The sequence below is a fragment of the Myceligenerans indicum genome, assembly GCF_016742955.1.
Taxonomy (GTDB): Bacteria; Actinomycetota; Actinomycetes; order Actinomycetales; family Cellulomonadaceae; genus Myceligenerans; species Myceligenerans indicum.
Genome location: NZ_JABBYC010000007.1, coordinates 53,451 through 79,881 on the forward strand (window position 1 = coordinate 53,451; position 26,431 = coordinate 79,881).

Consider the following 26,431-nt stretch of genomic DNA (forward strand, 5'->3'; position numbering starts at 1 on the left):
CACCGACCCGGGCCTCCGGCCGCATACCGGCATCCCCACCACCCACCTCACGGACAGGAAGGCACGACGATGTACCTCGCACAGTCCACACCCAGACGCCTCGCGGCCGCGCTCGCCGCGGCGGCGACGGTGGCCGCGGCGCTCGCAGCGCCCGCGGCCGCCGCACCACCGGCGACCACGCCGGGCGCCTCCCACGCACGGCCGCCCGCCGGCTACCTGGACAAGTCGGAGCTGAAGGCGGCGGGCCGCCAGGTCGTGGGCAGCGGCCTGCTCCCCGTCACGGACGGCTCGGCCCCCACCGGAACGGGAACCACCTACTACGTCGACTCGGCGGGCGGGGACGACGACGCCGCCGGAACCTCGCGATCGTCCGCGTGGCGCACGTTCGCCAACGTCAACGCCACGGTGTTCGGCCCGGGCGACCGCATCCTGCTCAGGGCCGGCAGCACCTGGTCCGCCGGCGGGGACGAGGTGGCGCGCGAGGCCTACGACTACACCGACTGGACCACCGGAGAACCGCGCGACGTGCTGGGCGAGCCCGCCACCGCTCTGCTCGCGCCGCGGGGCTCGGGCACGGCGGACGCCCCGGTCGTCCTGTCGAGCTACGGCGACGGGAACGCTCCCGAGCTGAACGGCCGCGGCGTCGTCAACGACGTGCTGCAGCTGACCGGCCAGCAGCACTGGGACATCTCCCACCTGGAGATCAGCAACGTCACCGACGGCTTCGACCCGACCACGTTCGAGCCCGCCGCCGGCAACGGCCAGACCCCCGGTGACGAGAACCCCGCCACGGGCGACCTGCGCGGCATCCACGTGCAGGCCGAGAACGCGGGAACCCTCAAGGGGTTCGAGATCCACGACGTCTTCGTCCGTGACGTCTCCGGCGTGACCTGGTCGGTCAGCCGTGCGGGCCTGGACCGCTCGAAGCGCACGGGCGGAATCGTGTTCGAGGGACTCAAGGGCGACGCGCTCACCGCCTCCCAGCTCGCGGACGTCACCGTCCGGGACAGCTACCTCGCCAACACCTCGTTCGCGAACCTCTCGTTCCGCCAGTTCTCCGGGATGGGCACCAACCGCTACCGGGACGTCGCTCCCGGATGGGGCGACCGCGCCGCCGGCGCGGCGGCCGTCGACGGGACCCTCACCGAGGACCCGGACTGGCGTCCCCACTCCGACATCGAGATCGCCGACAACTACCTCACCAACCGCGGCACCGAGTACGGCTGGGACGCGATGTACCTCACCAGCGTGCGGGGTGCCACGGTGAAGGGGAACGTGATCGACGGCGCGGGCGTCTCCGGCATCGAGATGTACTACTCGGACGACATCGTCGTGCAGGACAACGAGGTCGCGGAGCTCGAGCCGCGTACCGGGGCCGCGGACTCCAACGGCATCGACCCCGACCGCGGGACCTCGAACATCCTCGTGCAGGCCAACTACGTGCACGACTCCGGCGAGGGCATCCTGCTGTGCGGCTTCGGCTTCAGCACCACGGTGGTGCGCTACAACGTCATCGCCGACGTGGACCGCAACTACGTCAACCCGCACGGGAACAGCGGCGTGAACGTCGTCCACAACAACCTGATGTACAACACCCGGGAGCCGCTCAAGGACAGTGTCGGGTTCTTCAACTCCTCGGGCAGCAACGGCTCCTACCTGGTCGAGCGGAACCGGCACCACCTGATCGACAACGTCTTCGTGAACACGCGCGAGGACGTCGGCGGGGCCGCTTTCGCCGCCGGCTATCCCGGCGTCGACTTCTCCCACAACGCCTACTTCGGGCCCGAGGTCGTCGCACCGGCCGCCGACGCCGCCGCCATCACCGGCGATCCGGTCCTCGGCGGGGACCCGGCGGACGACCTGCGCAACATCGTGCCCGGTTCGGCCGCTTCCGCCCTGATCTCCGCGGGGGTGGCGGTCGACCTCGCCGAGATCGCTCCCGGCATCCAGGTCACCGGCGGCACGAACCGCAGCGCCCTGCCGCCGGCGGGCGACTTCTTCGGTGAGCAGGTCCTGACACCGCCGCACGTGGGCCCGGCGTCCTACCGGCCCGCCACCGGCAACGGCCTCGTCACCGGCCTTGTCACCGACCAGGACGGCGAGCCGGTGGCGGGCGCAACGGTCTCGGCCGGTGAGCTCACGGTGGCCGCCGACGACGGCGGACGGTACGCGATCGAGGTCCTGGCGGGCGACTACGCGCTGACCCCGTCGGCGGACCTCTACGCCGACGGTGACACCGTCGAGGTGACGCTGGGCGACGGCGAGACCCTGCGCCGGGACCTGGCGCTCGGCCGGACCCTGACCACCCAGGGCACCGTCGCCGGAACCGTCTCCTCAGGGGGTGAGGGCCTCGCGGACGCGTCGGTGACGGTCTCGCGCGGCGGGCAGGCGGTCGCGACCGCGACCAGCGGTGCCGACGGGCGGTTCACCGTTCCCGGCGTGGACGGCGGTGACGGCTACACGGTCTCGGCCACGAAGGACGGCCATCTCCCGGCGTCGCGGTCCGACGTGACCGTCCGGGCGGCTCGCACCGTCACGGTGGACCTCGTCCTGTCGCTCGACCCCGGCGACGTCGTCCACGTGATCGACGAGGACTTCGACGACGAACCGGCAGGAGCGTTCACCGGCACCGCCGACGGCGTGCTGGCCGCACGGGCGGACGCCGGGGCGGGAACCGTCACGGTCGTCGACGACCCCGCCGGGGGAGGCAACAGGTACCTGCGGCTCGACAAGTCCGGGTGGGGTTCCCTGTCGGTCTACAACACGAGCGACCTCGACCTCACCGGGGTCGTGACGCTGGAGGCGCGGCTCCAGCGCACCACCACGTACGACGGTCCGGACCAGGTCGCGATGTACTCCTACACGGAGTCGGACTGGAACGCCGCCGACCCGCCGTCGTCGAGCAACCCCTCGGCGACGTTCGGGTTCTCCCGGGGCAAGATCATGACGCACAACGTCACCGGATCGAGTTCCGTGGTGAACGCGGCCGACTACGAGGTGGGGCGGTGGTACACCGTGCGGAACGTCGTGAACCTCGACACCGGCACGTTCGACTTCTACGTCGACGACCTGACCACCCCGGTGCTCGCGGACCAGCCGCTGCGCACGCAGGTGGACGACCTCGACCGCTTTCTCTTCTTCGGCAACCGGTCGAACGAGGGCGACCTCCTGGTCGACTACTTCCGGGTGAGCACCGGAACGCCGTAGGGAAAGAACCGGCCCGGGAGGTGGCTGCTGCCTCCTGGGCCGGATCCGGTGCCGCCGGGAGTTGTCCCCGTGGGCCTACAGCCTGCGCGAACGGGTCAGGGTGCGCAGGACGGCGTCCGTCTCCGCGGCGGCCTGGGCGATGTCGCCATCCGACGCCGAGCGGCGTCGGCGGGCAGTCCGTAATCCGTTCCTCGCGGCTCCCAGTGCGGTAAGCCTCGGAAGAGGCTGAGCTTCGGTGTGTTCGGGGGTTCGTGAGCGACGACATACGTGGTGTTCAGGGATCCTTGCGCGACCGTTCTGACCATGTTCGCACCCTTCTCGTGGATACGAACGTAGCGAATCGGCACATGGCAGGGAATGCTTCGTGCGGCAGGGAATGCTTCGTTCGGGTGAACGGAACAGCGGCCGGCTCCGTGCCGGGCCGTCACCGGGTGCGGTCGCCTCTGGATGTCGGGTTCCGGCCCCCGGCGTATCGTGAAAATGTCCACTCCGCCACAGGCGGTTCCGAGCGGGAGCAGTCAGGAGGTCATGGTCATGGTCAGGTTCATGGACGTGCACACAGGGATGCAGGGCATCACCGAGGAGGCTCTCAAGGCGGCCCACCAGGCCGACGTCGACATCCAGGCCGACGAGGGCGTCGACTTCCAGAAGGCGTGGGCCGACCCTGACTCGGGGAAGGTCTGGTGCGTGTCGGAGGCGCCCAACGCGGACGCCGTCAGGCGCATCCACGAGCGCACCGGTCACCCGGCGGTCGAGGTCTACCCGGTCCCGCTGGAGGTGTAGGTGCGGCGCCGCCCGGCCGGTACCGGTGCGGATCGCGGGCGGACGGCCACGCGCTCCACGACGGCCCTCCCCCCGCGGGTGGGGGCCGTCGCCCGTCTCAGCGGGTCAGGGCGACCAGTGCGGAACGGGAGCGCGCCCCGTGCTTCCGCAGCAGGTTGCCGACGTGGTACTTCACGGTGTTCACCGTCACGCCGAGCTGCCCGGCGATCTCGGCGTTGGGGGCGCCGGAGGCCACCAGGCGCAGGACCTCCCGTTCGCGAGGGGTGAGGTCCTCGGAGTCGTCCACCCGCGCGGCGGTGGCCGGCGGGTCGAGCGGGATCCTGATGCTCAGGTTCGAGCCCCACCCCGACGTGGACTCCAGTTCGAGCGATCCGCGCACGGACCGGACGCGCTCCCCGATCGGGCGCATGGCGTCGTCGTGGGCTCGTAGCTCGCCCGCGCCGTCGTCACGGATCTCGATGAGGAGGTGCAGCCCGTCGCAGTCCCACTGGACCCGGACGCGACGGGCACTCCCGCCCTCCGCGAGCGCGAGGACGGCGCTGCGCACGATGGCACGTGCCTCGTGGGCGATGTCGCCGGGCAGGCCGCGTCCGGTCGCCGGGGGCTCGACGAACTGCACGTCCAGGTCGCCGAAGCGCGCCAGGGGCCGCAGGTCTGTTCGCAGGCGTGAGAAAGCGCTGGTGACAGGCTCGATCAGGGCTGTGCGGCGTTCGTCGGTGGCGGTGCGCAGCCGCACGAGCTCGGCGGACGCGATCTCGATCGCCTGGGCCCGGGCGGCGTGGTCGTCGAGGTGTTTCGAGCGCAGTGCCGCCACGACCGCCTCCAGCGCGAGCATGTAGCGGTCCGCCTGCTCGGCCAGTGACTGCGCGTGCTGCCGAACCGCCGCGCGCGCTTCGGGCGAGGGGACGGGAGGGTCCGGGTCCACGACGTGCACCCTATCCGAAAGCGTCTCCCTGCCCGAAAGGATAGGGCGACTGCCGGTCCTGGTAGCGGCACGCCGCGAAGGCGTGCTGCAGGCTGAGTCGCATGAATGCCACTCGGACCGGCGTCGCTGACGCCCTTGGGATCGTCGCCGACGAGAACGTCGAGCTCATCCAGCGCCTTCGGGCGCTCGGCGACGCTCCGATGGACGGCCTGGCCTCTCGCATGGAGTCGGCCCGGCGGGTCTTCGTCCACGGCGCCGGCCGTTCCGGCCTCGCGCTGCGGATGGTCGCCATGCGGCTGATGCACCTGGGGCTGAAGGTGCACGTCGTCGGCGAGGTGACCGCACCGGCCATCGGCCGGGGCGACCTCCTGCTGGTCGCGAGTGGATCGGGTCGTACCCCCGGTGTCGTGCGGGCGGCGGAGACCGCCACCGACGTCGGCGCTCAGGTCGCCGCCTTGACCACGGCCGCCGACTCACCGCTCGCGCGGCTCTCGTCCGTCGTCGTCCTGCCCGCTGCCCACAAGACCGACCGCACGGCGACCGCGTCCGTGCAGTACGCCGGCTCGCTGTTCGAGCAGGGCGTGCTCCTGGTCGGGGACGCGCTGTTCCACCTCCTGTGGCAGCGCGGCGGGCAGACGGCCGACGGCCTGTGGCACCGCCACGCCAACCTCGAGTAGACGCCACGCGCGAGACCAGCCCGAACCCCCCCACCCGGATCACCAGACGGAAGCAGAAGACGATGCAACTCCAGTTCGCCATGGACACCCTCACCACCGAAGCCGCGCTCACGCTCGCGGCTGCCGCGGCGCCGCACGTGGACATCCTCGAGCTCGGCACGCCGCTCATCAAGAGCGAGGGGCTGTCCGCCATCACCGCGATCAAGCAGGCCCACCCCGACAAGATCGTGTTCGCCGACCTGAAGACGATGGATGCGGGGGAACTCGAGGCGGACATCGCGTTCACGGCCGGCGCGGACCTGGTCACGGTCCTCGGGACCGCGGGCGACAGCACCATCGCCGGCGCCGTCACCGCGGCGAAGCGGCACGGCAAGGGCGTGGTCGTCGACCTGATCGGCGTCCAGGACAAGCCTGCTCGTGCCCGCGAGGCGGTGGCGCTCGGTGCTGACTTCGTCGAGATGCACGCGGGGCTGGACGAGCAGGCCGAGGACGGTTTCACCCTCGACACGCTCCTGCGTGACGGTGAGGCCGCGGGCGTGCCGTTCTCGGTCGCCGGGGGGCTGAACGAGAGCACCGTCGCTGCCGCGCAGGCGTCCGGGGCGCGGACGGCGGTCGCGGGCAGCGCGATCTACGGTGCCCCCGACGTCGCCGCGGCCGCCGCGGCGATCCGGGCGGCCATCGCCTGAGCGGGGATCTCCCGCACGCGGACCGGCGAGACGAGCCCCGCCGGTCACTGCCACCTCGGCGGTGACCGGCGGGGCTCGATCGTGTGCTCGCGGTGCCGGTGGGTACCCTCATGGACTCCAGATACCCCATGGGGTATATTGAGTTCCGCAGATACCCCAGGGGTATACCCGGGTGCCCGTCGCCAGGAAGGATGCACATGGCCGAGGTCTCCATCGACGAGTTCGCCGCGGCACGGGCGGACGGCGCCTTCGTCGTCGACGTCCGCGAACCGTCCGAGTACGTCCAGGGGCACGTCCCCGGTGCCGAACTCGTCCCGCTGGGCGAGCTCGCGCGACTCGTGCGCACGTTCCCCGGGAGCGGGCCGGTCTACGCGATCTGCGCCAGCGGCAACCGCAGCCTGCGCGCCACCGAGCACCTCCGTGCCGCCGGCGTCGAGGCCTACTCCGTCCGTGGAGGCACCACGGCATGGATCGGGACCGGGAGACCGGTCGTCACCGGACCGCACGTGAACGCCTGAGCGCCGCCCCACCACCGTCCAGGGAGGACCCCCTTCATGACCACCAGGATCATCGCCATCGAGACGCCCTCGCTGGGCGACCGCACCTATCTCGCGCACGACGGGGAGGTCGCGTTCGTCGTCGACCCCCAGCGCGACATCGACCGCGTCCTGGACGCGGCGGCCGCGGCCGGCGTGCGGATCACGCACGTCTTCGAGACCCACATCCACAACGACTACGTCACCGGCGGCTACGCCCTGGCCCAGGAGACGGGTGCCCTGTACCACGTCAACGCCGACGACGCGGTGTCGTTCGAGCGCACCCCGATCCGTGACGGCGACGTCGTCGAGGTCAGCCCCGAGCTGAGGGTGCGCGCGATGCACACCCCGGGCCACACGTTCACGCACCTGTCCTACGTGCTCGAAGGCGCGGAGCCCGCGGTGTTCTCCGGCGGCTCCCTGCTGTTCGGCTCCACGGGGCGGCCCGACCTGCTCGGGGAGAACCACACGCACGACCTCGCCCGTCACCAGTACAGCTCGGCCCGCAGGCTCGCGGCCGAGCTGAGCGACGAGACGCGGGTGATGCCCACCCACGGATTCGGCTCCTTCTGCGCCGCCACCTCGGCGGGCGAGGACGCGACCGCCTCGACGATCGGGCAGGAGCGGCTGATCAACCCGGTGCTGAGCCAGGACGAGGAGGACTTCGTCGCCGACACCCTCGCGGGCCTGGACGCCTATCCGGCGTACTACGTGCACATGGGTCCCGCGAACGCGGCGGGCCCGGCCGCCGCGGACCTGTCCGAGCCCGAGCGGGCGGACAAGGAGCAGCTCCGCCACCGGCTCGAGCAGGGGGAGTGGCTCGTGGACCTGCGCAACCGCACCGCGTTCGCCGCGGGGCACGTGCCGGGCACGTTCAACTTCGGCCTGGACGGCCAGTTCTCCACCTACCTGGGCTGGCTCATCCCCTGGGGCACCCCGGTCACGCTGCTCGGCGAGTCCCGCGAGCAGGTCGCCGAAGCCCAGCGGGAGCTGGTCCGGATCGGGATCGACCGCCCCGCCGCGGCCGCGACCGGGCGGCCGGCCGAGTGGACCGACGCGCCGCTCGCGACCCTCACGACCGCCACGTTCGCCGACCTCGTCCAGGTCCGCCACCACCGGTCCGTCACCATCCTGGACGTGCGCAGGGCCGGCGAGTGGCGTACGGCGCACGTCGACGGCGCCGTGCACGTCCCGATCCACGACATCGTCACGCGCATGGACGACCTGCCCGAGGGGGAGATCTGGGTGCACTGCGCGTCCGGCTACCGTGCCTCGATCGCCGCGTCCCTGATCGCGGCCACCGGCCGCCGGGTCGTGGCCGTCGACGACGACTTCGACCGCTCCGCCCGGGTGGCCGGCCTGGCCGTGGTCCCCGAGACGCAGCCGGCCCCGGCGTGACCGCGCGGGCCGCTGCCCGACGCCGGGGGGAGGCGCGGCCGTGCTCGCGGTGATCCTGCCGATCGGCCTCGTCGTCGGGGTCGCCCTCGGCGCGCTCGGCGGCGGCGGCTCCATCGTCACCGTCCCCGCGCTGGTCTACCTGCTGGGCCTCGATCCCCGGTCGGCGACTACCGGATCCCTCGTCATCGTGGGGGTCACCACCCTGATCGGGGTGGTGCCGCACCTGCGGGCCGGCCGGGTTCGCCCGGGGCAGGGCGTCGTGTTCGGGCTCCTCGGCGTCGGCGGCGCGTTCGCGGGCTCGCTGATGTCGGCCGCGGTGCCCCAGAACGTCCTGCTCGCAGCCTTCGCGGTCCTCATGCTCGTGGTCGCCGCGGTGATGACCCGGCGCCGTCGCGCCGCCGCACGGGCCGCCGCGCCCGGCGGTCGCGAGGCGGAGCTCCGCGAGGCCCCGATGATCTCGCTGCGCCCCTTCCGGTGCGGCTGCCAGGCGGTCGCCGTGCTGGTCGCCACGGCCACCGCGGTCGGGATGCTGACCGGGTTCTTCGGGGTGGGCGGCGGGTTCGCCGTCGTCCCCGCCCTGGTGCTCGCCCTGCGGATGCCCATGCCCGTCGCCGTCGGGACGTCGCTGGTGGTCATCACCGTGAACAGCGCGAGCTCGCTGCTGTTCCGGCTCGGCCAGGACGTCTCGCTCGACTGGGGTGTCATCGCCGCCTTCTCGGCAGCGGCCGTGGCGGGCAGCTTCCTCGGCGCCCGCATCACCTCGCGGGTGCGGCCGGACCGGCTCAACCTCGCGTTCACGGTGCTGCTGGTCGTCGTCGCGCTCTACACCGCCGTCCGCAGCATCTCCTCGTTCCTCTGACCGTTTCCCGGACCCAAGGACCCGTACATGACCCTCACCCTGCCCGCCGCACGCGGCACTGCGCCGCCACGTCGCCGGCCCGGCGCCGAGACGCGCTCGGTCGCCGGGATGGTCGCCGGCGTGCTGCTGCTGAACCTGGTCGGCTGGGGCGTGCTCCTCCTGGCCGTGGTCCCGCAGGGCCTGGAGATCGGCAGCGCCGGAGTGTTCGGCGTCGGGGTGGGCGCCACGGCGTTCCTGCTCGGCGTCCGGCACGCCTTCGACGCCGACCACCTCGCCGTCATCGACAACACGACCCGCAAGCTCGTCGGCGAGGGACGGCCCGCCGCGACCACCGGGCTCTGGTTCTCCCTGGGGCACTCCAGCGTCGTCCTCGGCCTCTCGCTGCTGCTCGCCCTGGGCCTGCGGGCCGTCGTCGGCCCGGTCTCCGGCGCGGGCTCCGGCCTGCAGCAGACCCTGGGCGCCGTGGGCGCGGTCGTCGCCGGGACGTTCCTGATCCTCGTCGGCCTGCTCAACCTCGGGTCCGTCGCCGGGATCCTCCGGGTCTTCCGGGAACTGCGCGGCGCCCCACTGGACGAGGCCGAACTCGAACGGCACCTGAACAACCGGGGCCTGCTGGCGCGGGTGCTGAGCCGGTTCACCCGCCGGGTGGGCGCGCCATGGCACCTGTACCCGGTCGGCCTGCTCATGGGTCTCGGCCTCGACACCGCCACCCAGGTCGCCCTGCTCGTGCTCGCCGGCGGCACCGCCGCCCTGACCCTGCCCTGGTACGCCATCCTCGTGCTGCCGGTGCTCTTCGCGGCCGGCATGAGCCTGTTCGACGCCGCCGACGGCGTGCTCATGGCGCGCGCCTACCGATGGGCGTTCCTCGCCCCCGTCCGCAAGGTCTACTACAACCTCGCCGTCACCCTGCTGTCCGTCGTGGTCGCGCTGGGCGTCGGAGCGATCGTGCTGCTCCAGTTCCTCGCCGAGCGCACCGGGGCCGGCGACGGGTTCCTCGGCTGGGCCGCCGGGCTGGACCTGGGCCACGTCGGCTACGCGCTCGCCGGGCTGATCCTCCTGGCCTGGGGCGTGAGCGCCGTCGTCTGGCGCCTCGGCCGGTTCGAACGGCCCCGGGACGGCGTCGCGGCGGTTCCCGCTACGACTCGCGGGGGCGCATGAGGTAGGGCTCCGGGCCGGTGGTGAACAGGGCCTGGTGCAGGAGAGCGCGCACCCGCGTGAAGGGGTGCTGGTTCCCGTCGTACGCCTCGGCCGCCTGGGCCGCCATCGCCATGGGCAGCGTGAGCAGGACGTCGTCGACCGTCACCCCCGGCCGCAGGGCGCCGGCCGCGCGAGCCCGCTCGGCCAGGGGTGCGATCGCCGCAGCCGTACGTGCCGAGAGCTCACCCAGTCCCAGGGACGTCCCTCCCGCGATCATCCGAGCCAGCCAGGGGGCTTCGAGCTGCGCGTCGAGGAGGTGATGGAAGAGCTGCTCGGCACCGTCGTCCGCGCCGGCCAGAGCGGCGGACCGTGCCTCGATCTCGGCCACGTTCTGAGCGAGGACGGCCGAGGCGAGCATCTCGCGGCTGGCGAAGTGCCGGTGGAGCGTGGTGCGGCTGACGCCCGCGGCCGCGGCGATCTCGTCGAGCGGTGTGTCGGGCCCGAGGCGCGCGAAGACGCTTCGCGCGGCGTCCAGCAGGCGCTCGCGGTTTCGCGCGGCGTCTCGCCGGGTGGGTGCGTGCGTCATGCGTCCGAGGCTACCGAGCCGTGCCCGGCGCAGGGGCGGACGGGTGTGCCGGGAGCCGGCCGGGTGCGTGCCGGGGGATCGGGACCTCGCCTCGCGGGGGCTCCCTGTGCTAGAAACGTACACGCATGTACGTTTCTGGCCCACCGGCCCGACGAAAGGTTCAGCCTTGACCGACACCACCACCACCTCCGAGCCCCGTGACCTGGGCTTTGACCCGGACGAGCTGCGCGAGAGGTACCGGCGGGAGCGTGACCGGAGGGTCCGTCCGGACGGCGCCGCTCAGTACCGGCGGGCGGCCGGGGAGTTCGGCTACTACGCCAAGGACCCGTACACCGAGCGCGTCGAGCGCGAGCCGCTGACCGACCGTGTCGAGGTGCTGGTGGTGGGCGGCGGTTTCGGCGGCCTGCTCACCGGGGCACGGCTGCGCGAGGCGGGCGTGGAGTCCCTGCGCATGATGGACGAGGCCGGTGACTTCGGTGGCACCTGGTACTGGAACCGGTATCCGGGGATCCACTGCGACATCGAGTCCTACGTCTACATGCCGCTGCTGGAGGAGACGGGGTACCTGCCGCGGTGGCGCTACGCGCCCGGGGAGGAGATCCGGCAGCACGCCGTGCGGATCGCCGAGCACTACGGCCTGTACCGGGATGCGGCCTTCCACACCCGGGTCACCGAGCTGCGGTGGGACGAGAAGGCGGGCGAGTGGGTGGTGCGGACCGATCGATCGGACGTGATGCGCGCCCGGTACGTCGTCGTCTCCTCCGGCACGCTCTCGCAGGCCAAGCTGCCCGGCATCCCGGGCATCGAGGATTTCCGCGGCCACACCTTCCACACCAGCCGCTGGGACTACGCGTACACGGGGGGTACGGCCGACGGCGGCCTGACCGGCCTCGCGGACAAGCGCGTGGCGGTGATCGGCACCGGTGCCACCGGACTTCAGGTGGTGCCCCACCTCGCCCGCGACGCCCGGCACCTCTACGTGATGCAGCGGACGCCGTCGACGGTGGACGTCCGGGACAACCGGCCCACCGACCCGGAATGGGCGGCCTCGCTGCGGCCGGGGTGGCAGCGGGAGCGGATGGAGAACTTCCTGGCGACTCTTGCGGGCGAGCCGGTCGAGGAAGACCTGATCGGGGACGGCTGGACCGGCACGGCGCGGCTGCAGCGCCAGATGATCACGGGTGCGGTGGACACGACCCTGGACCCGGCCGAGCGCGAGCGGCTGGACGAGCTGGCCGACTTCGCCACCATGAACCGGCTTCGCGCCCGGGTGGAGGAGCTCGTGGAGGACCCGGCCACCGCGGAAGCGCTCAAGCCCTGGTATCGGTACATGTGCAAGCGCCCCGGCTTCAGCGACCAGTACCTGCAGTCCTTCAACCGGCCGAACGTGACCCTGGTGGACACGGCCGATCACGGCGGCGTCACCCGGATGACCGAGGACGCGGTGGTCGTCGGCACCCACGGGTACGAGGTGGACTGTGTCATCTTCGCCACCGGCTTCGAGGTGGGCGTCTCCGGCGTGGTCTCCGGCACCCTGCCCGTCCACGGCCGGGGTGGCACGCAGTTGCTGGAGGCGTGGGCTCGCGGGCCGCGCACGCTGCACGGCTTCTCCGCGCACGGGTTCCCCAACCTGTTCCATCTCGGCAGCGTGCAGAACGCGAACTCGGTCAACTTCGTGCACATCCTGTCCGAGCAGGCCGGGCACATCGCCGCCGTCGTGGCCCGTGCCGCGAAGGACGGGGCGCGCCACGTGGAGCCCACCGTGGCAGCCCAGGACGCCTGGGCCGCCACCATCGCCGAGGAAGGGGCCGGCCGGGACAACTCCGCGTTCCTGGCCGAGTGCACGCCCGGCTACTACAACGGCGAGGGCTCCCGCAGGGGCGGGGCGCCGACGTCGTACGCCCCCGGGCCGGTCGCGTTCCACCGCGTGCTGGCGCAGTGGCGCGAGGGCGACATGAGCGACGTCCTCGTCGGCGCCGCGGAACCGGCGGACGGCTGAGCCGCGAGGGCCAGCCCACCGTGGCGGAGGCCGGGGTCCGGGCGCCCTGCTCGACGCCGCCCGCGCGGGGCGACGGCTCCGAAGGAGCCGAGGCGGCCGGCGTCGTGCCCGCGGCGGGTCACGACGTCGCGGTCCTCAGGCCGTGGCGTGGCGGGGATCCCCGGGTGCCGGACGCGCCTCGCGGTCGACATGCGAGCGGGCATGGGTGATCGCCGCGTCGAGGGTGGTGAACAGATGGCTCTCGTGGCGCAGCCGCTGGAGGGCGCCCACGTTGACCAGCAGCGTGCGGTGCCTGTCCTGCACGCCCTTGACCAGCACGGTCACCCCGCGCTGTTCGAGCTCCGTGATGAGTTCGGCCAGGGCGTTGGCCCCGGTGGCGTCGACCAGCCGGACCTGGGACAGCCGCAGGATCACCACGCGCACGTCGTCGCGTCGGCTGGCGCGGGTCACCTCGTCGAGAATGCGCCCGGACGCCCCGAAGAACATGGCGCCCTCGAGCCGGTACAGCGCGATGTGCTCGTCACCGGGACTGGCCAGGCCGGGCAGCGGGTCGCGGTGCACCGACGAGGCGCGGGCGATGTGCCGCAGCGTCAGGAAGGCGGCGACGAGCAGCCCGATCTGCACGGCCTCGATGAGGTCGAACGCGACGGTGATGATCGCGGTGACGACGAACGTCGCGGCGTCGGACCGGGTCGAGGTGAGCACCGCCCGCACGGTGGCGGCGTGCACCATCCGGAAGGACGTCACCATGAGCACCCCCGCCAGCGCGGCCAGCGGGATCCGGGACACCGGACCGGTCGCGAGGTAGATCACACCGAGAACCACCAGGGAGTGGACGACGGCGGCGAGCCGCGTGCGCCCGCCGGAGCGGACGTTGACCGCGGTGCGCGCGATGGCGCCGGTGGCGGGCATCCCGCCGAACATCCCGCTCGCCACGGAGGCGAGACCCTGGCCGACCAGTTCCCGGTCGGGCTCGTAGGGTCCGGTCCCGCCGCGGTCGGTGGGCATGGTGGCGGCGACCCGTGCGGACAGCAGGGACTCGATCGCGGCCAGCGCGGCGATGGCGATCATGGCGCCGAACACGTCGCGGACGGCGTCCGGCGTGATGCCGGGCAGGTGGGGGACCGGGAGCGCGGAGGGCAGCTGGTCGATCCGGGGTGCCGGCGCGCCGGCGAGCTCGGCCGCCACGGTGACGACGGTGACGGCGACGAGGGAGGCCGGAAGTCCCCGGCTGATCCGGGGGAGCAGGACCATGATCGCCACCACGGCCGCGACGATGCCCAGTGTCCAGAGCGTGGCCGCGTCCGGCTCCCGGACGGCGTCGGCGATCGCGACGAGTGCCGTGACGAACGTGTTGTGCCCGGCCTGTGCCGCCACCGCGAGAGCGTGCGGGATCTGCTGCAGGAAGATGATGGCGGCGATGCCGAGCGTGAAGCCCTCGACCACGGGCCAGGGGAGGTAGGTGACGACGCGGCCGAGCCGGAGGATGCCGAGCGTGAGCACGATGAGCCCGGCGCCGACGGTCACCAGGGCCACCGAGCCGAGACCGTGCCGGGCCACGATCGGCGCCAGGACCACGGCCATCGCGCCGGTGGGTCCGCTGACCTGGACGTTGGAGCCGCCGAACACCGCCGCGACGACGCCCGCGATCACCGCCGTGACCAGGCCCGCCGCCGGGCCCACACCGGAGCTGATGCCGAAGGCGAGGGCCAGCGGGAGGGCGACGACGCCGACGGTGATTCCCGCCGCGAGGTCCGCGCGGAAGGTGCGGGGCCTCAGGTCGTAGTCGGTGCGGGTGGGCAGGAGGCCGCGCAGGTCGAGCCGCGCGACGAGATCACGCGCGGTCATGCACGTGACCCGGCGTCTGCGGCGTGGGTGGCGGCCAGGACGGTCCGGGCGCTGGCACCGGGCAGTGCGGGCAGGTCGCGAGCGGCGGCGAGTTGCTGCGCGGCGCCGTCGCGGCCCGCGCTGAGGGTGGAGAGCAGGAAGGCGCGCGCGACCACGAGAAGCTCGGCGACGAGCGGTTCGGCCAGCCGGTAGTGCACGGCGTTCCCGGTCCGGGTGGCCGTGACGACGCCGGCTCGCTTGAGTACCGCGAGGTGCTGGGAGAGCTGGGACGCCTCCGCGCGGGTCACCTCGGCGAGCCGGGCCACGGCCGCGGTGTGGTCGGGTGCGGCGGCCAGGACCTCCAGCACCTGGATGCGGGTGGGGTGCCCGAGGGCCTTGAAGAGGTCTGCCTTGATCTGGTAGAGCGGCTGAGTGTCCATCGATTGGTGAGTTTAGCAATCCATCAAGTCATGTGCCCGCGGCGGGCCTCAGCCCGAGGTCCCGGCGGCGATGCCGAGCAGGTCGCGTACCGGGCCGGCCGGCGGGCGGGCGCTGCCGACCCACACCGCGGTGAAGTCCCGGCGCAGGTCCAGGCCGGACGTGGCGACCTCGCCCAGGCGGCCGGCCTCGATCTCGCCCCGTGCCGCCCGGCCGCTGACGAAGGTGGGCGGGCTCCCCGCGCGGACCGCGGCCAGGATCGCCGCCGTCGTGGTCAGCTCCACCTCGGAACCCGGCGGTCCGACGCCGAGCGCGCGGAACGCGTTCTCGACCACCTGGCGCGTCCCCGACCCGGGCTCCCGGCTGGTGAGCCGGCGCCCGGCGATCTCCCCGGCGGTCAGCGGCCTGCGGCGACGCAGCCAGGGATCACCGGGCTCCGCGACCAGGACGAGCACGTCGTGGTCGACCACGCGTGAGGCGAGACGGCCCAGGTCCGCCGGGCCCTCGATGAAGCCCACGTCCGCCAGTCCGCCGCGGACGGCGTCGAGGACGGTCTCCGAGTTGGTGGCGTGCAGGCTCGCCGTCGTGTCGCGCTCCCGCCGCAGCCTCACGAGCAGCCGGGGCAGCACGAACTCGGCCGTGGTCATGCTGGCGTAGACACGCAGCTCCCGGGAGTGCTCCTCACGCAGGGTTCGCAGGGCGAGGTCGATCTCGTCGGCCTGCTCCAGCAGCGGCCGGCTCCACTCGATCAGGAGCCGCCCGGCCGCCGTCAGCGTCGAGCCGGTCGTCGCGCGACGGATCAGGACCAGTCCGGTCTGCGCCTCGACCGTGCGCAGGCGCTCGGAGGCCGACTGCTGCGAGATCCCCGCCGCGCGGGCGGCGGCCCCGATGCTCCCCAGCCGCGCGACATCGGTGAGCAGGCGCAGGGCCGGGAGGTCGGGCAGCAGATCCATTCCGTCACCGTACCCCGGGGCCACAGGGATCTCCTGTGGCGGCACAGGGGACGGGTCACTACCGGTGAGCGCGCGCCGCACGCAGGCTGGAGCCATGACCGCCACCGCCCTGGACCGAGGGGCCACCGAGTACGCCGGGCGAGCCGGCCGCATCAGCCGGCCTCTGGCCGAGCTCGCCGGCGCGTCCCCCGTCGGCTTCATCGGACCCAACTGGTTCGCGTCCGTGATGGGAACCGGAATCATCGCCGTCGCACTGGCCGGGCTCCCCTTCCCCGTTCCGTACGCCGAGACGGCCGCGGCAGGGGTCTGGGTCCTGGCGACCGTGCTCCTCGTGGTGGTCCTGGGCGCCACCGCCGCGCACCACAGGCACCACCCCCGCGTCGCCCGCGGACACCTGGACGACCCCGTGATGTCCCACTTCTACGGCGCTCCCGCCATGGCGCTGATGACGGTCGGCGCCGGCGCGATGGTCGCCGGACACCGGCTGATCGGCACGGGGCCGGCGCTCGCGGTCGACGTCGTGCTGTGGTCGGCCGGGACGCTGCTCGGTCTCGTGACCGCGGTCCTGGTGCCGTACAAGGCGTTCACCGGTCACGAGGTGCGCCAGGACTCCGCGTTCGGCGGCTGGCTGATGCCGGTCGTGCCCCCGATGGTCAGTGCCGCCACGGGCGCGCTGCTCGTGCCCCACCTCCCGGCCGGTCAGGCCCGCGAGACGCTCCTGCTGGCCTGCTACATGTGCTTCGGGCTGACGCTGCTGGCGAGCCTCGTCGTGATCACGTTCGTCTGGAACCGGCTGCTGCACCACGGGGTCGGGGCGGCCGGTGCGGTGCCCACGGTGTGGATCGTGCTCGGCCCGCTGGGCCAGTCGGTCACCGCGGCGCACCACCTCGGTCAGCTCGCGCCCGGCGTCGTGGGCGACCCGTACGGACCCGCCCTGCGTGCGCTCACCCTCGTCTACGGGGTGCCGGTCATCGGGTTCGCGCTGCTGTGGCTCGCGCTCGCGGCGCTGATCACCCTCCGCACCGCGCGGACGCAGGATTCCGGCCTGCCCTTCAGCCTGACCTGGTGGTCGTTCACGTTCCCGGTCGGGACCGTGGTCACCGGTCTGTCGGGACTCGCGGACGTCACCGGGCTCCTGGCGTACCGGGTCGCCGCAGGCACCCTGTTCGCGCTGCTGGTCCTCGCGTGGGCCGTGGTGCTCGCGCGCACCGTGGCCGGCACGTGGTCCGGGCGTCTCCTCAGGGCGCCGGCTGCCGCTCCGGCCCCGACACCCGCTCCGACACCGGTACCGGCTTCGGTGCTCGCCCGCTGATCACGGGCGCCCGGGCCGCTGCACCCGTGGCGTCAGCGGCCCTCGTCGTAGGCGGCGCGGGCCGCGTCCACGTCGGTCATGTGCCGTTCGGCCCAGACCTTGAGCCGCCCGACCACGGCCACGAGCGACGTGCCCAGCGGGGTGATCGCGTAGTCGACGCGGACCGGGACCGACGGGGTGACGGTGCGTGTGACCAGGCCGTCCCGTTCGAGCCTGCGCAGGGTCTGGGTGAGCATCTTCTGGCTGACGCCCTCGATGCGTGACGCGAGCTCGGAGTACCGCATCGGGCTGCGCCATCCGAGCGCGACGAGCACGAGCGTGACCCACTTGTCGCCGATCGTGTCCAGCAGGCGCCGGCTCGGGCAGTCGGCGCTCAGCGCGTTGAAGCAGTCCGTATAGCGCGAACCCTCCGGATCGGCCGGACCGGCTGACTCCTCGCGCGCGACCGTCGTCGTCCCCGCCATGGCATACCTCCAGGTGCGTACCCGACTTCAAAGTGCCTACTTCCCAACGGAGAGTAGCTCTCGCACAGTAAGTGCGTCCAGGCGTGGTCCTGGACGTACCGAATGCACCTCGACCGAAGGAAGTACCCATGCGATCCCTCGTCACACGGCCGGGAGCCACCCCCTTGCTCATCGACGTCGAACCCGCTCCGGTCGGTCCCGCCGGCCTGCGGATCGAGGTCGCCGCTGCCGCGGTCAACGCCTCCGACGTGTTCCTCGCCACCGATCTGGGCCGCGCCACGTTCGGCGTCCCGGAGCGGGCCGGCCTGGGCATGGACGTCAGCGGCACGGTCACGGAGGTCGGGCAGGAGGTCACCGGGTTCGCGGTGGGCGACCGGGTCGCCGCGATGCACCACGACTTCACGGCGCCGAGCCGGACGCACGCCGAGAGCGTCGTCGTCCCCGCGGCGCACGCGGCACCGGTCCCCGACGGCCTCGACCTGATCGCCGCCGGATCGATCCCGCTGAACGCGCTCACCGCACGCCAGGGCCTCGACCTGCTCGGCCCGGCCGACGGCCGCAGCCTGCTGATCACGGGTGCGGCCGGCGGCGTCGGCGGCTACGCCACCGAGATGGCGGCCCGCGAGGGCTGGCGGGTCTCGGGGCTCGCCCGGTCCGGCGACGCGGACGTGGTCCGCGACGCCGGTGCCGTCGAACTGCTCACCACGATCCAGGCGGGCAGGTTCGACGCGCTGTTCGACGCCGCCGCGCTCCAGGGCGACGCGATCGGCGCGGTCCGCGACGGAGGTGCGTTCGTCGGCGTCCAGCCGCCCACTCCGGTCGCGCCCGAGCGCGGGATCGAGCCGGTCGACGTGTTCATCCAGCCCGACGCGGAGCGGCTCGCCGAGCTCCTCGCGCTCCACCTCGACGGCACCCTGACGGCCCGGGTCGCCGGCCAGGTGGCGCTGGCCGAGGCCGAGACCGCCTACGCCAAGGTGGCCGGGGGAGGGCAGCGCGGGCGCTGGCTCATCGTTCCCTGACCCCGGCCCGGTAGGCTCGGATGCCATGCAGCACTCCGACCCGTCCGGCGTGAGCGCGGCCACGCCGGACAGGCCGGGCGTCGCGGTGCTCGGCCCCGTCGAGGTGCTGCCCGACACCGTTCCGGTCGCGCCGAGCGGGCACCGCACCGGCGTGCTGCTCGCCGTTCTCGCGCTGGCCGCGCCGCGCCCGGTACCGGTCGCCACGCTGGTGGACACCCTCTGGGGCGAGGACCTGCCCGCCGTGCCGCGAGCGGCCCTGCAGTCGCTGGTGTCACGGCTGCGGGCGGTGGCCCCCGGAACCGTGCGCTCCGGCCCCGGCGGGTACGGGCTCGACGTGCCGACCGATCTGGACCTGGCCCGCGACGCCGCCGCGCGGGCCAGGACCCTGCTCACGTCGGCCGGGGGCGCGTCCGGCACCGATCCCGGGGCCGGGCGCGCAGCCGGGCATGACACCGAGCCCGGAACCGAGCCCGGAACCGAGGCCGCGGCCGTGCTGGACCGCGCGCTCGCGCTGTGGCGGGCGGCCCCGGGGGAGGACCTGGCAGGCCACTCGCCCGGGGTCGCCGCCGAACTCGCGGACGCCGCGCGCCGGGTGCGCACCGAACTGCTGACCCTGCGCCGCACGGCCGCCCGCAGGACCGCCGATCACGACACCCTTGCCGCGCTGGCCCGGGCGGCGCTGGAGGCGGACCCTCTCGACGAGGACGCCGCACGCGACCTCATGACCGCGCTCGTCGCCACGGGTCGTCCCGACGAGGCCGTACGGGTCTATGCCGGACTGCGGCACCAGCTCGTCGCCGAGCTCGGCACGGACCCGGCCCCGGACATCACCGCCCTGCACGACGGGCTCCTGTCCCCGGCGGGGCCCGCTCGGCGCGGCCTGCCCGCCGAGGCCACGCCGCTCCTGGGGCGGGAGGAGGACGTCGCGGCCGTCTCCGGACTCCTGCGCACCCACCGGCTGGTCACGGTGCTCGGCCCGGGCGGGCTGGGCAAGACCCGCCTGGCCCGGGAGGTGGCCCGTGCCGAGCGGCACGTGGTGATGGTCGAGCTGGCCGGAGTGCGCACCGACGACGACGTCGTGCTCGCCGTGGCGGATGGTCTGGGCGTGTCGGCGGGATCAGCCACGACACGGCTTGCCGACCGGCTGCTCGCCGGCGACCTGCACGAGCAGATCGCCGCGCGCGTCCGGGGCGCGAGCCTGCTGGTGGTCCTGGACAACTGCGAGCACGTCGCCGACGGCGCCGCGCGCTGGGCGGGCGAACTGCTCGCCGCCGGCCCGGGCGTGCGGCTCCTCGCCACCAGCCGTTCCCCGCTCCAGCTTACCGCCGAGCAGGTGTACCCGCTGGCACCGCTCGTCTCGCGCCACGGCGGCGGGACCGGGCCCGCCGTCGAGCTGTTCCGCCAGCGTGCGCGCGCCGCCCGGCCCGGCGCGTCGCTGGCCGACGACGTCGTGGCGCGCCTGTGCGACCGCCTGGACGGGCTGCCGCTGGCCATCGAACTGGCGGCCGCGCGCGTCCGCACCCTGTCCGTGGAGGAGATCGAGCGGCACCTCGACGCCCGCTTCGCGCTGCTGCGCGGCGGGGACCGCAGCGCCCCGGACCGGCACCGCACCCTGGAGGCGGTGATCGACTGGAGCTGGAACCTGCTGACGGACGGCCAGCGGGCACTGTGGCGCCGCGTCGCGGTGCTGCCCGACGGCGTCCCCGCACGGGCGGTCGCGGTGCTCGGCCGCGCCGGGACGGACACCGGGGGCGCGCCGAACGGCGGCGAGCACCTGTTCGACGTGCTCGACGACGTCGACGGGCTGGTCGCCCAGTCCCTGCTGACCGTCACGGAGCCCGACGGCGACGTGCGCTACCGGATGCTCGAGACCGTGCGGGAGTTCGGCCTGCTGCGCCTGTCCGAGGCCGGCGAGGAGGAGACGGTGCGTGAGGCCCTGTGGGCGTGGGCCCTGGGTGTCGCGGCCCGCTGCGAGGCGGACTTCCTGGGGCCGGGACAGCCCGGCGTGGTGGCCGAGCTGGCGCGGGAGAGCGACAACCTGCTGTTCGCGCTGCGCGAGGCGGCGCGGCCGGGCGCGGCGGGGCCGGCGCGCCCCGACGTCGTCGTCCGGCTGTTCGTCATGCTCGGCGGGGTGTGGATGGTCAGCGACGCCGGGGAACGGATCCTGGGTCTGGTCCCGCTGCTGAACGACGCCGTGACCGGGTGGCAGGTACCCGAGGAGCAGGCGGGCACGACGGCGCTCGCGCTGCTGCTCGCCGTGGGGGCCGCGCAGTTCCCCGGCGGCGGGAACGCTGCCCGGCCGCTGGCCCGGCTGCGGCGGCTGCTGCGGGACCACCCCGGGATCGGCGAGCGCACCCGCGTGATCGCCGAGCACGCCTTGTCGACGCCCCAGGAGGCACTGGCCGGGCTGGCCGGGCTGGGTGACCACCCGGACCCGCTGATCGGGTTCCTCGCGTGCATGGGCGTGGCTCAGGAGGCGGAGAACGCGGGCCGGATCCAGCTGGCGCTGGAGCGCTCGCTGCGGGCGTACGAACGCGGCCGCGACGTGGGCGACGTCGCCACCCGCGCCGCCGGCGCGATGTACGTGGCCTCGTGCGCCGCCGAGCAGGGCGACCTGGTCACGGCGGCGCAGTGGTCCGCCACGGCGCGTGCGCTGCTGGACGAGCTCGGGGCGCACGCCATGCAGCGGCAGCTGGACGGGATCGATCTCGCCGTGGCGCTCGAGGAGGGGGACCTGCGGCGGGCCGAGGAGGTGTGCGCACGCCTGGAGGCGGCGCGTGACGACGAGGCCGGTGGACGCGACGTCCTGGCCGCCGCGGAGTCGTACCGTGCGGAGATCTCGCTGGCACGCGGGGACGTGTCCGTGGCGTTCACCTGGTACGAGCGGGCGATCGCCGCGATCTCCGCCGGTGACGGGCCCGGGCCGCACACACCCTGGGTGATCATCCTGGGATCCGCCTACCTGGTGCGCCTGGCCGAGCACGGCCGCACCGGCGGGAGCCAGGATTCCGGTACCGCGGTGGGCGGGGAGGCCCGGGCCGCGGAGGTCCTGTCCCGGGTGATCGACGCCGTCGGCATCTACCGGCGGTGGAACACCAGGCCGATGGACCATCCGGTGGTGGGTACGGCCTGCCTGGGCGTCGGGGTGCACCGGGCGCTGGGCTCGGACGCCACCGCCGCGGCGGGCGGCGCCGCCCTGGAGCTCGTGGCCCTGGGCGAGGTCATGGGTGCTCGTCAGGACATGGTGGCGCTGCGGCACGAGCGGTTGTTCGCGCTGCTCACGCGCCGGTACGGGGACGACGCCGTGAGCGCCGCCCGTGCCGCCGCCTCGCGCATGCCGCGCGAGGACCTCCCGGCGCGCGCCCTGACGCTCCTGGAGGTCCCCGCCGACGAGGATCAGGCCTTGCGCATGTAGGCGCGCACGGCCAGCGGCGCGAGCACGACGACCACCAGTGCCGCGCCCACGAGCGTCCAGGTCACCTCGCTGGTCGCGGTGCCCGTCCCGGTCAGCTCGCGGACCGCCGTGACCAGGTGGGACACCGGGTTCACCTGGACGAACGAGCGCAGCCAGCCCGGCAGCGTGTCGGCCGGGACGAAGGCGTTGGACAGGAACGTCAGCGGGAACATGATCAGCATCGAGATGCCCTGCACCGACGACGCCGTGCGGGCGATCATCCCGACGAACGCCCAGATCCAGCTCACCGCCCAGGCGACGAACATCACCAGCAGCCCGGCGCCGACCACCGCCAGGACCCCGCCGCCGGGCCGCCACCCCATGATCAGGCCCATCACGATCGTGAGGGTCGTGGCGATGAGGTAGCGGACGGAGTCGGCGAGCAGTGCCCCGGCCAGCGGTGCGATGCGGGCGATCGGCAGCGAGCGGAACCGGTCGAAGACCCCCTTGTCCATGTCCTCGCGCAGCTGTGTCCCCGTCACGACCGAGGTCGTGATGACGGTCTGCACGAGGATGCCCGGGATGATGGTCGGCAGGTAGTCCTGCACGCTGCCGGCGATGGCGCCGCCGAAGATGTAGGTGAACATCAGCGTGAAGATGATCGGCTGCAGCGTGACGTCGAACAGCTGCTCCGGCGTGCGCCGGATCTTGACCAGACCCCGCCAGGCCATGGCCACGGACTGGCGTGCGGCCGCGGCGACGCCGCCGGCAGGCGGGGGCACGGGAGCGGAGGTGGGCGACGGCGCGGCGGGCGCGGTCGTGAGGGTCGCGGCGGTCATGCGGGCACCTGCACCTTCGGGGTCTCGTTCGGGTTCTCGGCCTCGGGGTCCTGTTGCTCGGCGGTGTGGCCGGTCAGCGTCAGGAACACCTCGTCGAGGCTCGGCCTGGACAGGCTCAGCCCGAGGATGTCCACACGGTCCTCGCGCAGCCGCAGCAGGACGTCGGCCACATGGTCGGGCGACTCCAGCGGCACGGTGAGGCGGACGCTGCCGTCCGCGTCCGGACCTCCGAGCGCGGTCCGGGCGGCGTCGTGCCCGGTGACCGCCGCCAGGGCGCGTGCGGCGGCGTCGGCCGGCGGCGCGCCGCCGGGCGGCGTGGTGGTGGGAACCGTCACCTGGAGGGCCTGGGCGCCCACCGATCGCTTGAGGTCGTCGGCGGTGCCCTCGGCCACGACCTGCCCGCGGTCGATGACCGCGATGCGGTCGGCGAGCTGGTCGGCCTCGTCGAGGTACTGCGTGGTGAGCAGCACCGTGGAGCCCTCGGCGACCAGGCGCCGGACGGTGTCCCACATCTGGTTGCGGGTGCGTGGGTCCAGGCCGGTGGTGGGCTCGTCCAGGAAGATCAGCGGTGGCCGGGCGATGAGGCTTGCGGCCAGGTCCAGACGGCGGCGCATGCCGCCGCTGAACTGCTTGAGGGGACGACGGGCGGCGTCGGACAGGCCGAACTCCTCCAGCAGTTCCACCGCCTTGGTGCGCGCGGCCCGCGTGGACAGGCCCAGCAGCCGCCCGAACAGCACGAGATTCTCCGTGGCGCTCATGTCCTCGTCCACCGACGCGTACTGGCCGGTGACGCCGATCAGGGCGCGCACCGCCTGGGGCTCGCGCACGACGTCGTGGCCCAGGACGCGGGCGGAGCCGCCGTCGGGGCGCAGAAGCGTGGCGAGCATCTTGATCGTGGTGGTCTTGCCTGCGCCGTTGGGCCCCAGCACCCCGTACACGGAGCCCGTGGGCACGGTGAGGTCGACGCCGTCGACGGCGCGGTTCCGGCCGAAGACCTTGACGAGGCCGGTGGCCTCGATCGCGTTCGTTGTCATGGCCTCAGCCTGCGGGGGCGCGCTCGCACGGTGCTGTCACGGCACTGTCACGGTGCTGTCCGGCTCCGTCACCGCAGGGCGCTGCCGCGGCCCGCGGCTGCCGGTCACGCCTCGGTGAGGGCGTCGAGCCGGCCGCGGTAGATCTCCGCCATGGCGCGCTGGTGACGGGCCAGGAAGGCGAGCTCGTCGGCGGTGTAGCCGGCGGTCAGGGAGACGACCTCGTCGACGTACGGGGAGTACAGCGCGGCACCGCGTCCGAGGCCCTCGGGATCGGGCGTGACGATGACACGGCGCCGGTCGGCGGGGTCCCGTTCGGCCGTGAGGTACCCCGCCTTCTCCAGACGGCGGATCATGCTGGTGATCGCGCCCGTGGTGAGGTGCGTCTGCCGGGCGAGCTCGCCCGCGGTGGCGCTGCCGCGCTCCATGAGGAAGTCGAGGCATTCCATGTCGGTGACCGTGAGCCCGAGCCGGGCCGCGACGGCGGTGCGGAACATCAGGGACAGGCGTGACTCGTCACGGCCGGTCGCCAGGTAGTCGTCCAGCACCGCCTCGCGGCGCCCGGCACTCACGTCGCCGGGAGCAGGGGGCGGTGCAGGCTCGGCAGAAGCTTGAGCATCACCCATTGCTGCACTCCCTTGCTGCCGGTCAGACGCCGCATCATGCCCTCGGCCAGGTCGACGGCCTTGAAGGCGTAGGGGATCATCTCGTCGCGGTAGGCGGCGAGTGCCGCGGTGATCGCGTCGGACGAGCCGCCTGCGGCGTACGCGGCGGCCAGTTTAGCGCCGAGGAGTGCGGCGTCGCGCAGGGCGGTGTTGCCGCCGTGAGCTCCGAAGGGCGGCATCGCGTGGACGGCGTCGCCCGTCGCGGCGGCGTTCGGGAGCGCCCAGGGTCCGGGCCGGCTTCCGGCCGCGAACGTGCTGAGGATCGTGGCCGCGGGGTCGCTGGTCTCGATGAGGCGACGGATGAACGGGTGGTGGTCGGCGGCGGTGGCGAGGGCGAGCTGCCGGAGGGCCACCGGGTCGTTCACGGCGGCTCCGGCGGGGATCTCGGGCCGGGGCAGGACGACGCCCCACATGATGTAGTCCTCGATGTCGGGGGCGGGTGCGCCGGGGGCGTGCCGGGCGAAGGCCTGGGCGGGTGGCCGGGCGAACTCCATGGTGGTGAAGAAGACCGCGCGCCCGGTGCGGTCGCCGAGGGCGAGGACGCCGCTGCGGTCGAGCGCGTCGGGGAGGATCCGCGTGCCGTTCTGCACCAGCGGGGTCCGTCCGTAGACGCCCGCCATCCCCGTGTCGCGAGGGGCGCCGTCGGGGGCGATCCGGTCGCGCAGCGCCGAGCCGATGCCGTCGGCGGCGATCACCGCGTCGGCGGTGACGTGCCGGCCGTTCTCGAGGCGGAGCAGGGCGCGGCCGTCGGCGGTGGGCTCGACGGCGGTCACCTCGTGGCGGTAGTGGACCCGGTCCTCCAGGCCGAGCAGGAGCACGGAGCGCAGCACCTGGCGGTCCATCTGCCGTTCGGCGTCGTCGTCGGCGTCGAAGCTGAGCTTGAAGGCCTGGCGCAGGCGCTGGTCGGTGAAGCGGAAGTAGCCGCCGGGGTTGCCGGCCGCGGAGATCGCGAGCTCGTACAGGTGCGGCGGGAGGCTGTCGCGCAGGGCGGTGAGGCCGTCGGCGTCGACGGTGATCCGGTAGCCCTGGGGGCGGGTGAAGGGGCCGGGGTCGCGCTCGTAGACGCGGACGTCGATGCCGCGCAGGCGCAGGTACTGGGCGAGGCACAGGCCTGACAGGCCCGCGCCGGCGATCGCGACGGAGGTGGTGTGGTGCGTGGAGGGCTCGGTCATGCAAGTATCTTAACCATTAAGATAAATGGACGCCAGGGCGGGGGAGCGAGCCGCCCTGCGCGGTGGTGGAATGGAACGGGGAACGGACTCTCTCGGATCCACCGCTGGAAGGAGAGGAATCATGCCCAAGGCATCCAAGACCACCGCCTCGGAACACGTCGAGGTCGAGGGCTACGAGGGGCACATGGAGAACTTCGACGGGGGCTACACCGTGGCCTTCGAGAAGTACACGGCCGACGCCGACCTCGCGGAGTTCTTCAAGGGGCTGCCCGGTGACCAGTGCCAGGCCGCTCACTGGGGATTCGTCCGGGCGGGCAAGGTCACCTTCAGGACGGCGTCCGGCGAGGAGACGTTCGAGGCCGGTGACGCCTACTTCGTCCCGCCGGGGCACACGCCCGTGCTGTACGCCGGCACCGAGGTCGTGGAGTTCAGCCCCACCGACCAGCTCCAGGCGACCCTCGACGTGGTCACCAAGAACATGGAGGCCGCCGGCTGAGTGCCGCCGGGAGGGGGCGCGCAGGCAC

General features: G+C 73.4%; 23 protein-coding genes. 13 read left to right on the forward strand and 10 right to left on the reverse strand.

Annotation, left to right across the window (positions count from 1 at the left end; genetic code table 11):
- Positions 1 to 69 precede the first annotated feature (69 nt).
- Together HGK34_RS06630 and HGK34_RS06635 are read left to right on the forward strand one after the other, a co-directional pair.
- Complete coding sequence (locus tag HGK34_RS06630; protein WP_201845798.1) at positions 70 to 3,207, forward strand: carboxypeptidase regulatory-like domain-containing protein; 3,138 nt, start codon at positions 70 to 72, stop codon at positions 3,205 to 3,207.
- 546 nt (positions 3,208 to 3,753) lie between these two features.
- On the forward strand, positions 3,754 to 3,990 hold the full coding sequence (locus HGK34_RS06635; RefSeq protein ID WP_201845799.1) for an SCO4226 family nickel-binding protein: 237 nt from the start codon (positions 3,754 to 3,756) through the stop codon (positions 3,988 to 3,990).
- Between the two features lie 97 nt (positions 3,991 to 4,087).
- Here the strand turns inward: HGK34_RS06635 and HGK34_RS06640 are convergent, their stop codons facing one another.
- Positions 4,088 to 4,915: a helix-turn-helix transcriptional regulator gene (locus HGK34_RS06640; protein WP_307815828.1), complete on the reverse strand. Its 828-nt coding sequence runs from the start codon at positions 4,913 to 4,915 to the stop codon at positions 4,088 to 4,090.
- A 101-nt stretch (positions 4,916 to 5,016) separates the two neighbouring features.
- Here HGK34_RS06640 and hxlB point away from each other — a divergent pair, with 101 nt between their 5' ends.
- The 6 genes from hxlB (at position 5,017) to HGK34_RS06670 (ending at position 10,229) form a co-directional block, all read left to right on the forward strand.
- Positions 5,017 to 5,592, forward strand: coding sequence for a 6-phospho-3-hexuloisomerase (gene hxlB / locus HGK34_RS06645; protein ID WP_201845800.1), 576 nt, complete (start codon positions 5,017 to 5,019; stop codon positions 5,590 to 5,592).
- A 62-nt stretch (positions 5,593 to 5,654) separates the two neighbouring features.
- Positions 5,655 to 6,278, forward strand: coding sequence for a 3-hexulose-6-phosphate synthase (hxlA, locus tag HGK34_RS06650; protein ID WP_201845801.1), 624 nt, complete (start codon positions 5,655 to 5,657; stop codon positions 6,276 to 6,278).
- A gap of 197 nt (positions 6,279 to 6,475) precedes the next feature.
- On the forward strand, positions 6,476 to 6,796 hold the full coding sequence (locus tag HGK34_RS06655) for a rhodanese-like domain-containing protein (RefSeq protein ID WP_201845802.1): 321 nt from the start codon (positions 6,476 to 6,478) through the stop codon (positions 6,794 to 6,796).
- A gap of 36 nt (positions 6,797 to 6,832) precedes the next feature.
- Positions 6,833 to 8,212: an MBL fold metallo-hydrolase gene (locus HGK34_RS06660; protein ID WP_201845803.1), complete on the forward strand. Its 1,380-nt coding sequence runs from the start codon at positions 6,833 to 6,835 to the stop codon at positions 8,210 to 8,212.
- Positions 8,213 to 8,252: 40 nt separating this feature from the next.
- Complete coding sequence (locus HGK34_RS06665) at positions 8,253 to 9,071, forward strand: sulfite exporter TauE/SafE family protein (RefSeq protein ID WP_201845804.1); 819 nt, start codon at positions 8,253 to 8,255, stop codon at positions 9,069 to 9,071.
- A gap of 27 nt (positions 9,072 to 9,098) precedes the next feature.
- A complete protein-coding gene (locus HGK34_RS06670; protein ID WP_201845805.1) occupies positions 9,099 to 10,229 on the forward strand; it encodes a HoxN/HupN/NixA family nickel/cobalt transporter in 1,131 nt (376 codons plus the stop codon).
- On the opposite strand, the gene HGK34_RS06675 is transcribed toward HGK34_RS06670, so the two are convergent.
- A complete protein-coding gene (locus HGK34_RS06675; protein WP_201845806.1) occupies positions 10,207 to 10,794 on the reverse strand; it encodes a TetR/AcrR family transcriptional regulator in 588 nt (195 codons plus the stop codon). The two genes, HGK34_RS06670 and HGK34_RS06675, sit on opposite strands and share 23 nt — an antisense overlap.
- Positions 10,795 to 10,960: 166 nt before the next feature.
- Between HGK34_RS06675 and HGK34_RS06680 the strand changes: the two genes are divergently transcribed.
- Positions 10,961 to 12,793 carry a flavin-containing monooxygenase gene (locus HGK34_RS06680; RefSeq protein ID WP_244666490.1) on the forward strand — a complete coding sequence of 611 codons (1,833 nt, stop codon included), beginning with the start codon at positions 10,961 to 10,963 and terminating at the stop codon, positions 12,791 to 12,793.
- A 135-nt stretch (positions 12,794 to 12,928) separates the two neighbouring features.
- Here the strand turns inward: HGK34_RS06680 and HGK34_RS06685 are convergent, their stop codons facing one another.
- The 3 genes from HGK34_RS06685 to HGK34_RS06695 are packed head-to-tail and all read right to left on the reverse strand — an operon-like array spanning position 12,929 to position 16,011.
- Positions 12,929 to 14,641: a SulP family inorganic anion transporter gene (locus HGK34_RS06685; RefSeq protein ID WP_201845807.1), complete on the reverse strand. Its 1,713-nt coding sequence runs from the start codon at positions 14,639 to 14,641 to the stop codon at positions 12,929 to 12,931.
- Positions 14,638 to 15,060 (reverse strand): ArsR/SmtB family transcription factor, encoded by a 423-nt coding sequence (locus tag HGK34_RS06690; RefSeq protein WP_201845808.1) that lies wholly within the window; start codon positions 15,058 to 15,060, stop codon positions 14,638 to 14,640. Before HGK34_RS06690 ends, HGK34_RS06685 begins: the two co-directional genes overlap by 4 nt.
- A gap of 48 nt (positions 15,061 to 15,108) precedes the next feature.
- Positions 15,109 to 16,011 (reverse strand): LysR substrate-binding domain-containing protein, encoded by a 903-nt coding sequence (locus tag HGK34_RS06695; protein WP_201845809.1) that lies wholly within the window; start codon positions 16,009 to 16,011, stop codon positions 15,109 to 15,111.
- Between the two features lie 94 nt (positions 16,012 to 16,105).
- On the opposite strand from HGK34_RS06695, the gene HGK34_RS06700 reads away from it, so the two are divergent.
- The gene (locus HGK34_RS06700) at positions 16,106 to 17,323 is read left to right on the forward strand and encodes a TDT family transporter (protein WP_201845810.1); all 1,218 of its coding nucleotides are present in this window, start codon (positions 16,106 to 16,108) and stop codon (positions 17,321 to 17,323) included.
- A gap of 32 nt (positions 17,324 to 17,355) precedes the next feature.
- Here HGK34_RS06700 and HGK34_RS06705 read toward each other — a convergent pair whose 3' ends face one another.
- Positions 17,356 to 17,787 (reverse strand): winged helix-turn-helix transcriptional regulator, encoded by a 432-nt coding sequence (locus HGK34_RS06705; protein WP_201845811.1) that lies wholly within the window; start codon positions 17,785 to 17,787, stop codon positions 17,356 to 17,358.
- 128 nt (positions 17,788 to 17,915) lie between these two features.
- On the opposite strand from HGK34_RS06705, the gene HGK34_RS06710 reads away from it, so the two are divergent.
- Together HGK34_RS06710 and HGK34_RS06715 are read left to right on the forward strand one after the other, a co-directional pair.
- Entirely contained in the window at positions 17,916 to 18,806 is an 891-nt protein-coding gene (locus tag HGK34_RS06710) for an alcohol dehydrogenase catalytic domain-containing protein (RefSeq protein ID WP_201845812.1), read from the forward strand.
- Positions 18,807 to 18,831: 25 nt separating this feature from the next.
- Positions 18,832 to 22,221 (forward strand): ATP-binding protein, encoded by a 3,390-nt coding sequence (locus HGK34_RS06715; protein WP_201845813.1) that lies wholly within the window; start codon positions 18,832 to 18,834, stop codon positions 22,219 to 22,221.
- Here the strand turns inward: HGK34_RS06715 and HGK34_RS06720 are convergent.
- The 4 genes from HGK34_RS06720 to HGK34_RS06735 form a co-directional block, all read right to left on the reverse strand.
- Positions 22,203 to 23,039, reverse strand: a complete 837-nt coding sequence (locus HGK34_RS06720; protein ID WP_201845814.1) for an ABC transporter permease — start codon at positions 23,037 to 23,039, stop codon at positions 22,203 to 22,205. The two genes, HGK34_RS06715 and HGK34_RS06720, sit on opposite strands and share 19 nt — an antisense overlap.
- Positions 23,036 to 24,073, reverse strand: a complete 1,038-nt coding sequence (locus tag HGK34_RS06725) for an ATP-binding cassette domain-containing protein (protein ID WP_201845815.1) — start codon at positions 24,071 to 24,073, stop codon at positions 23,036 to 23,038. Before HGK34_RS06725 ends, HGK34_RS06720 begins: the two co-directional genes overlap by 4 nt.
- A 104-nt stretch (positions 24,074 to 24,177) precedes the next feature.
- On the reverse strand, positions 24,178 to 24,642 hold the full coding sequence (locus HGK34_RS06730; protein WP_201845816.1) for a MarR family winged helix-turn-helix transcriptional regulator: 465 nt from the start codon (positions 24,640 to 24,642) through the stop codon (positions 24,178 to 24,180).
- Positions 24,639 to 25,907, reverse strand: coding sequence for an FAD-dependent oxidoreductase (locus tag HGK34_RS06735; RefSeq protein ID WP_201845817.1), 1,269 nt, complete (start codon positions 25,905 to 25,907; stop codon positions 24,639 to 24,641). Before HGK34_RS06735 ends, HGK34_RS06730 begins: the two co-directional genes overlap by 4 nt.
- 121 nt (positions 25,908 to 26,028) lie before the next feature.
- On the opposite strand from HGK34_RS06735, the gene HGK34_RS06740 reads away from it, so the two are divergent.
- Entirely contained in the window at positions 26,029 to 26,403 is a 375-nt protein-coding gene (locus tag HGK34_RS06740; RefSeq protein WP_201845818.1) for a cupin domain-containing protein, read from the forward strand.
- Positions 26,404 to 26,431 lie beyond the last annotated feature (28 nt).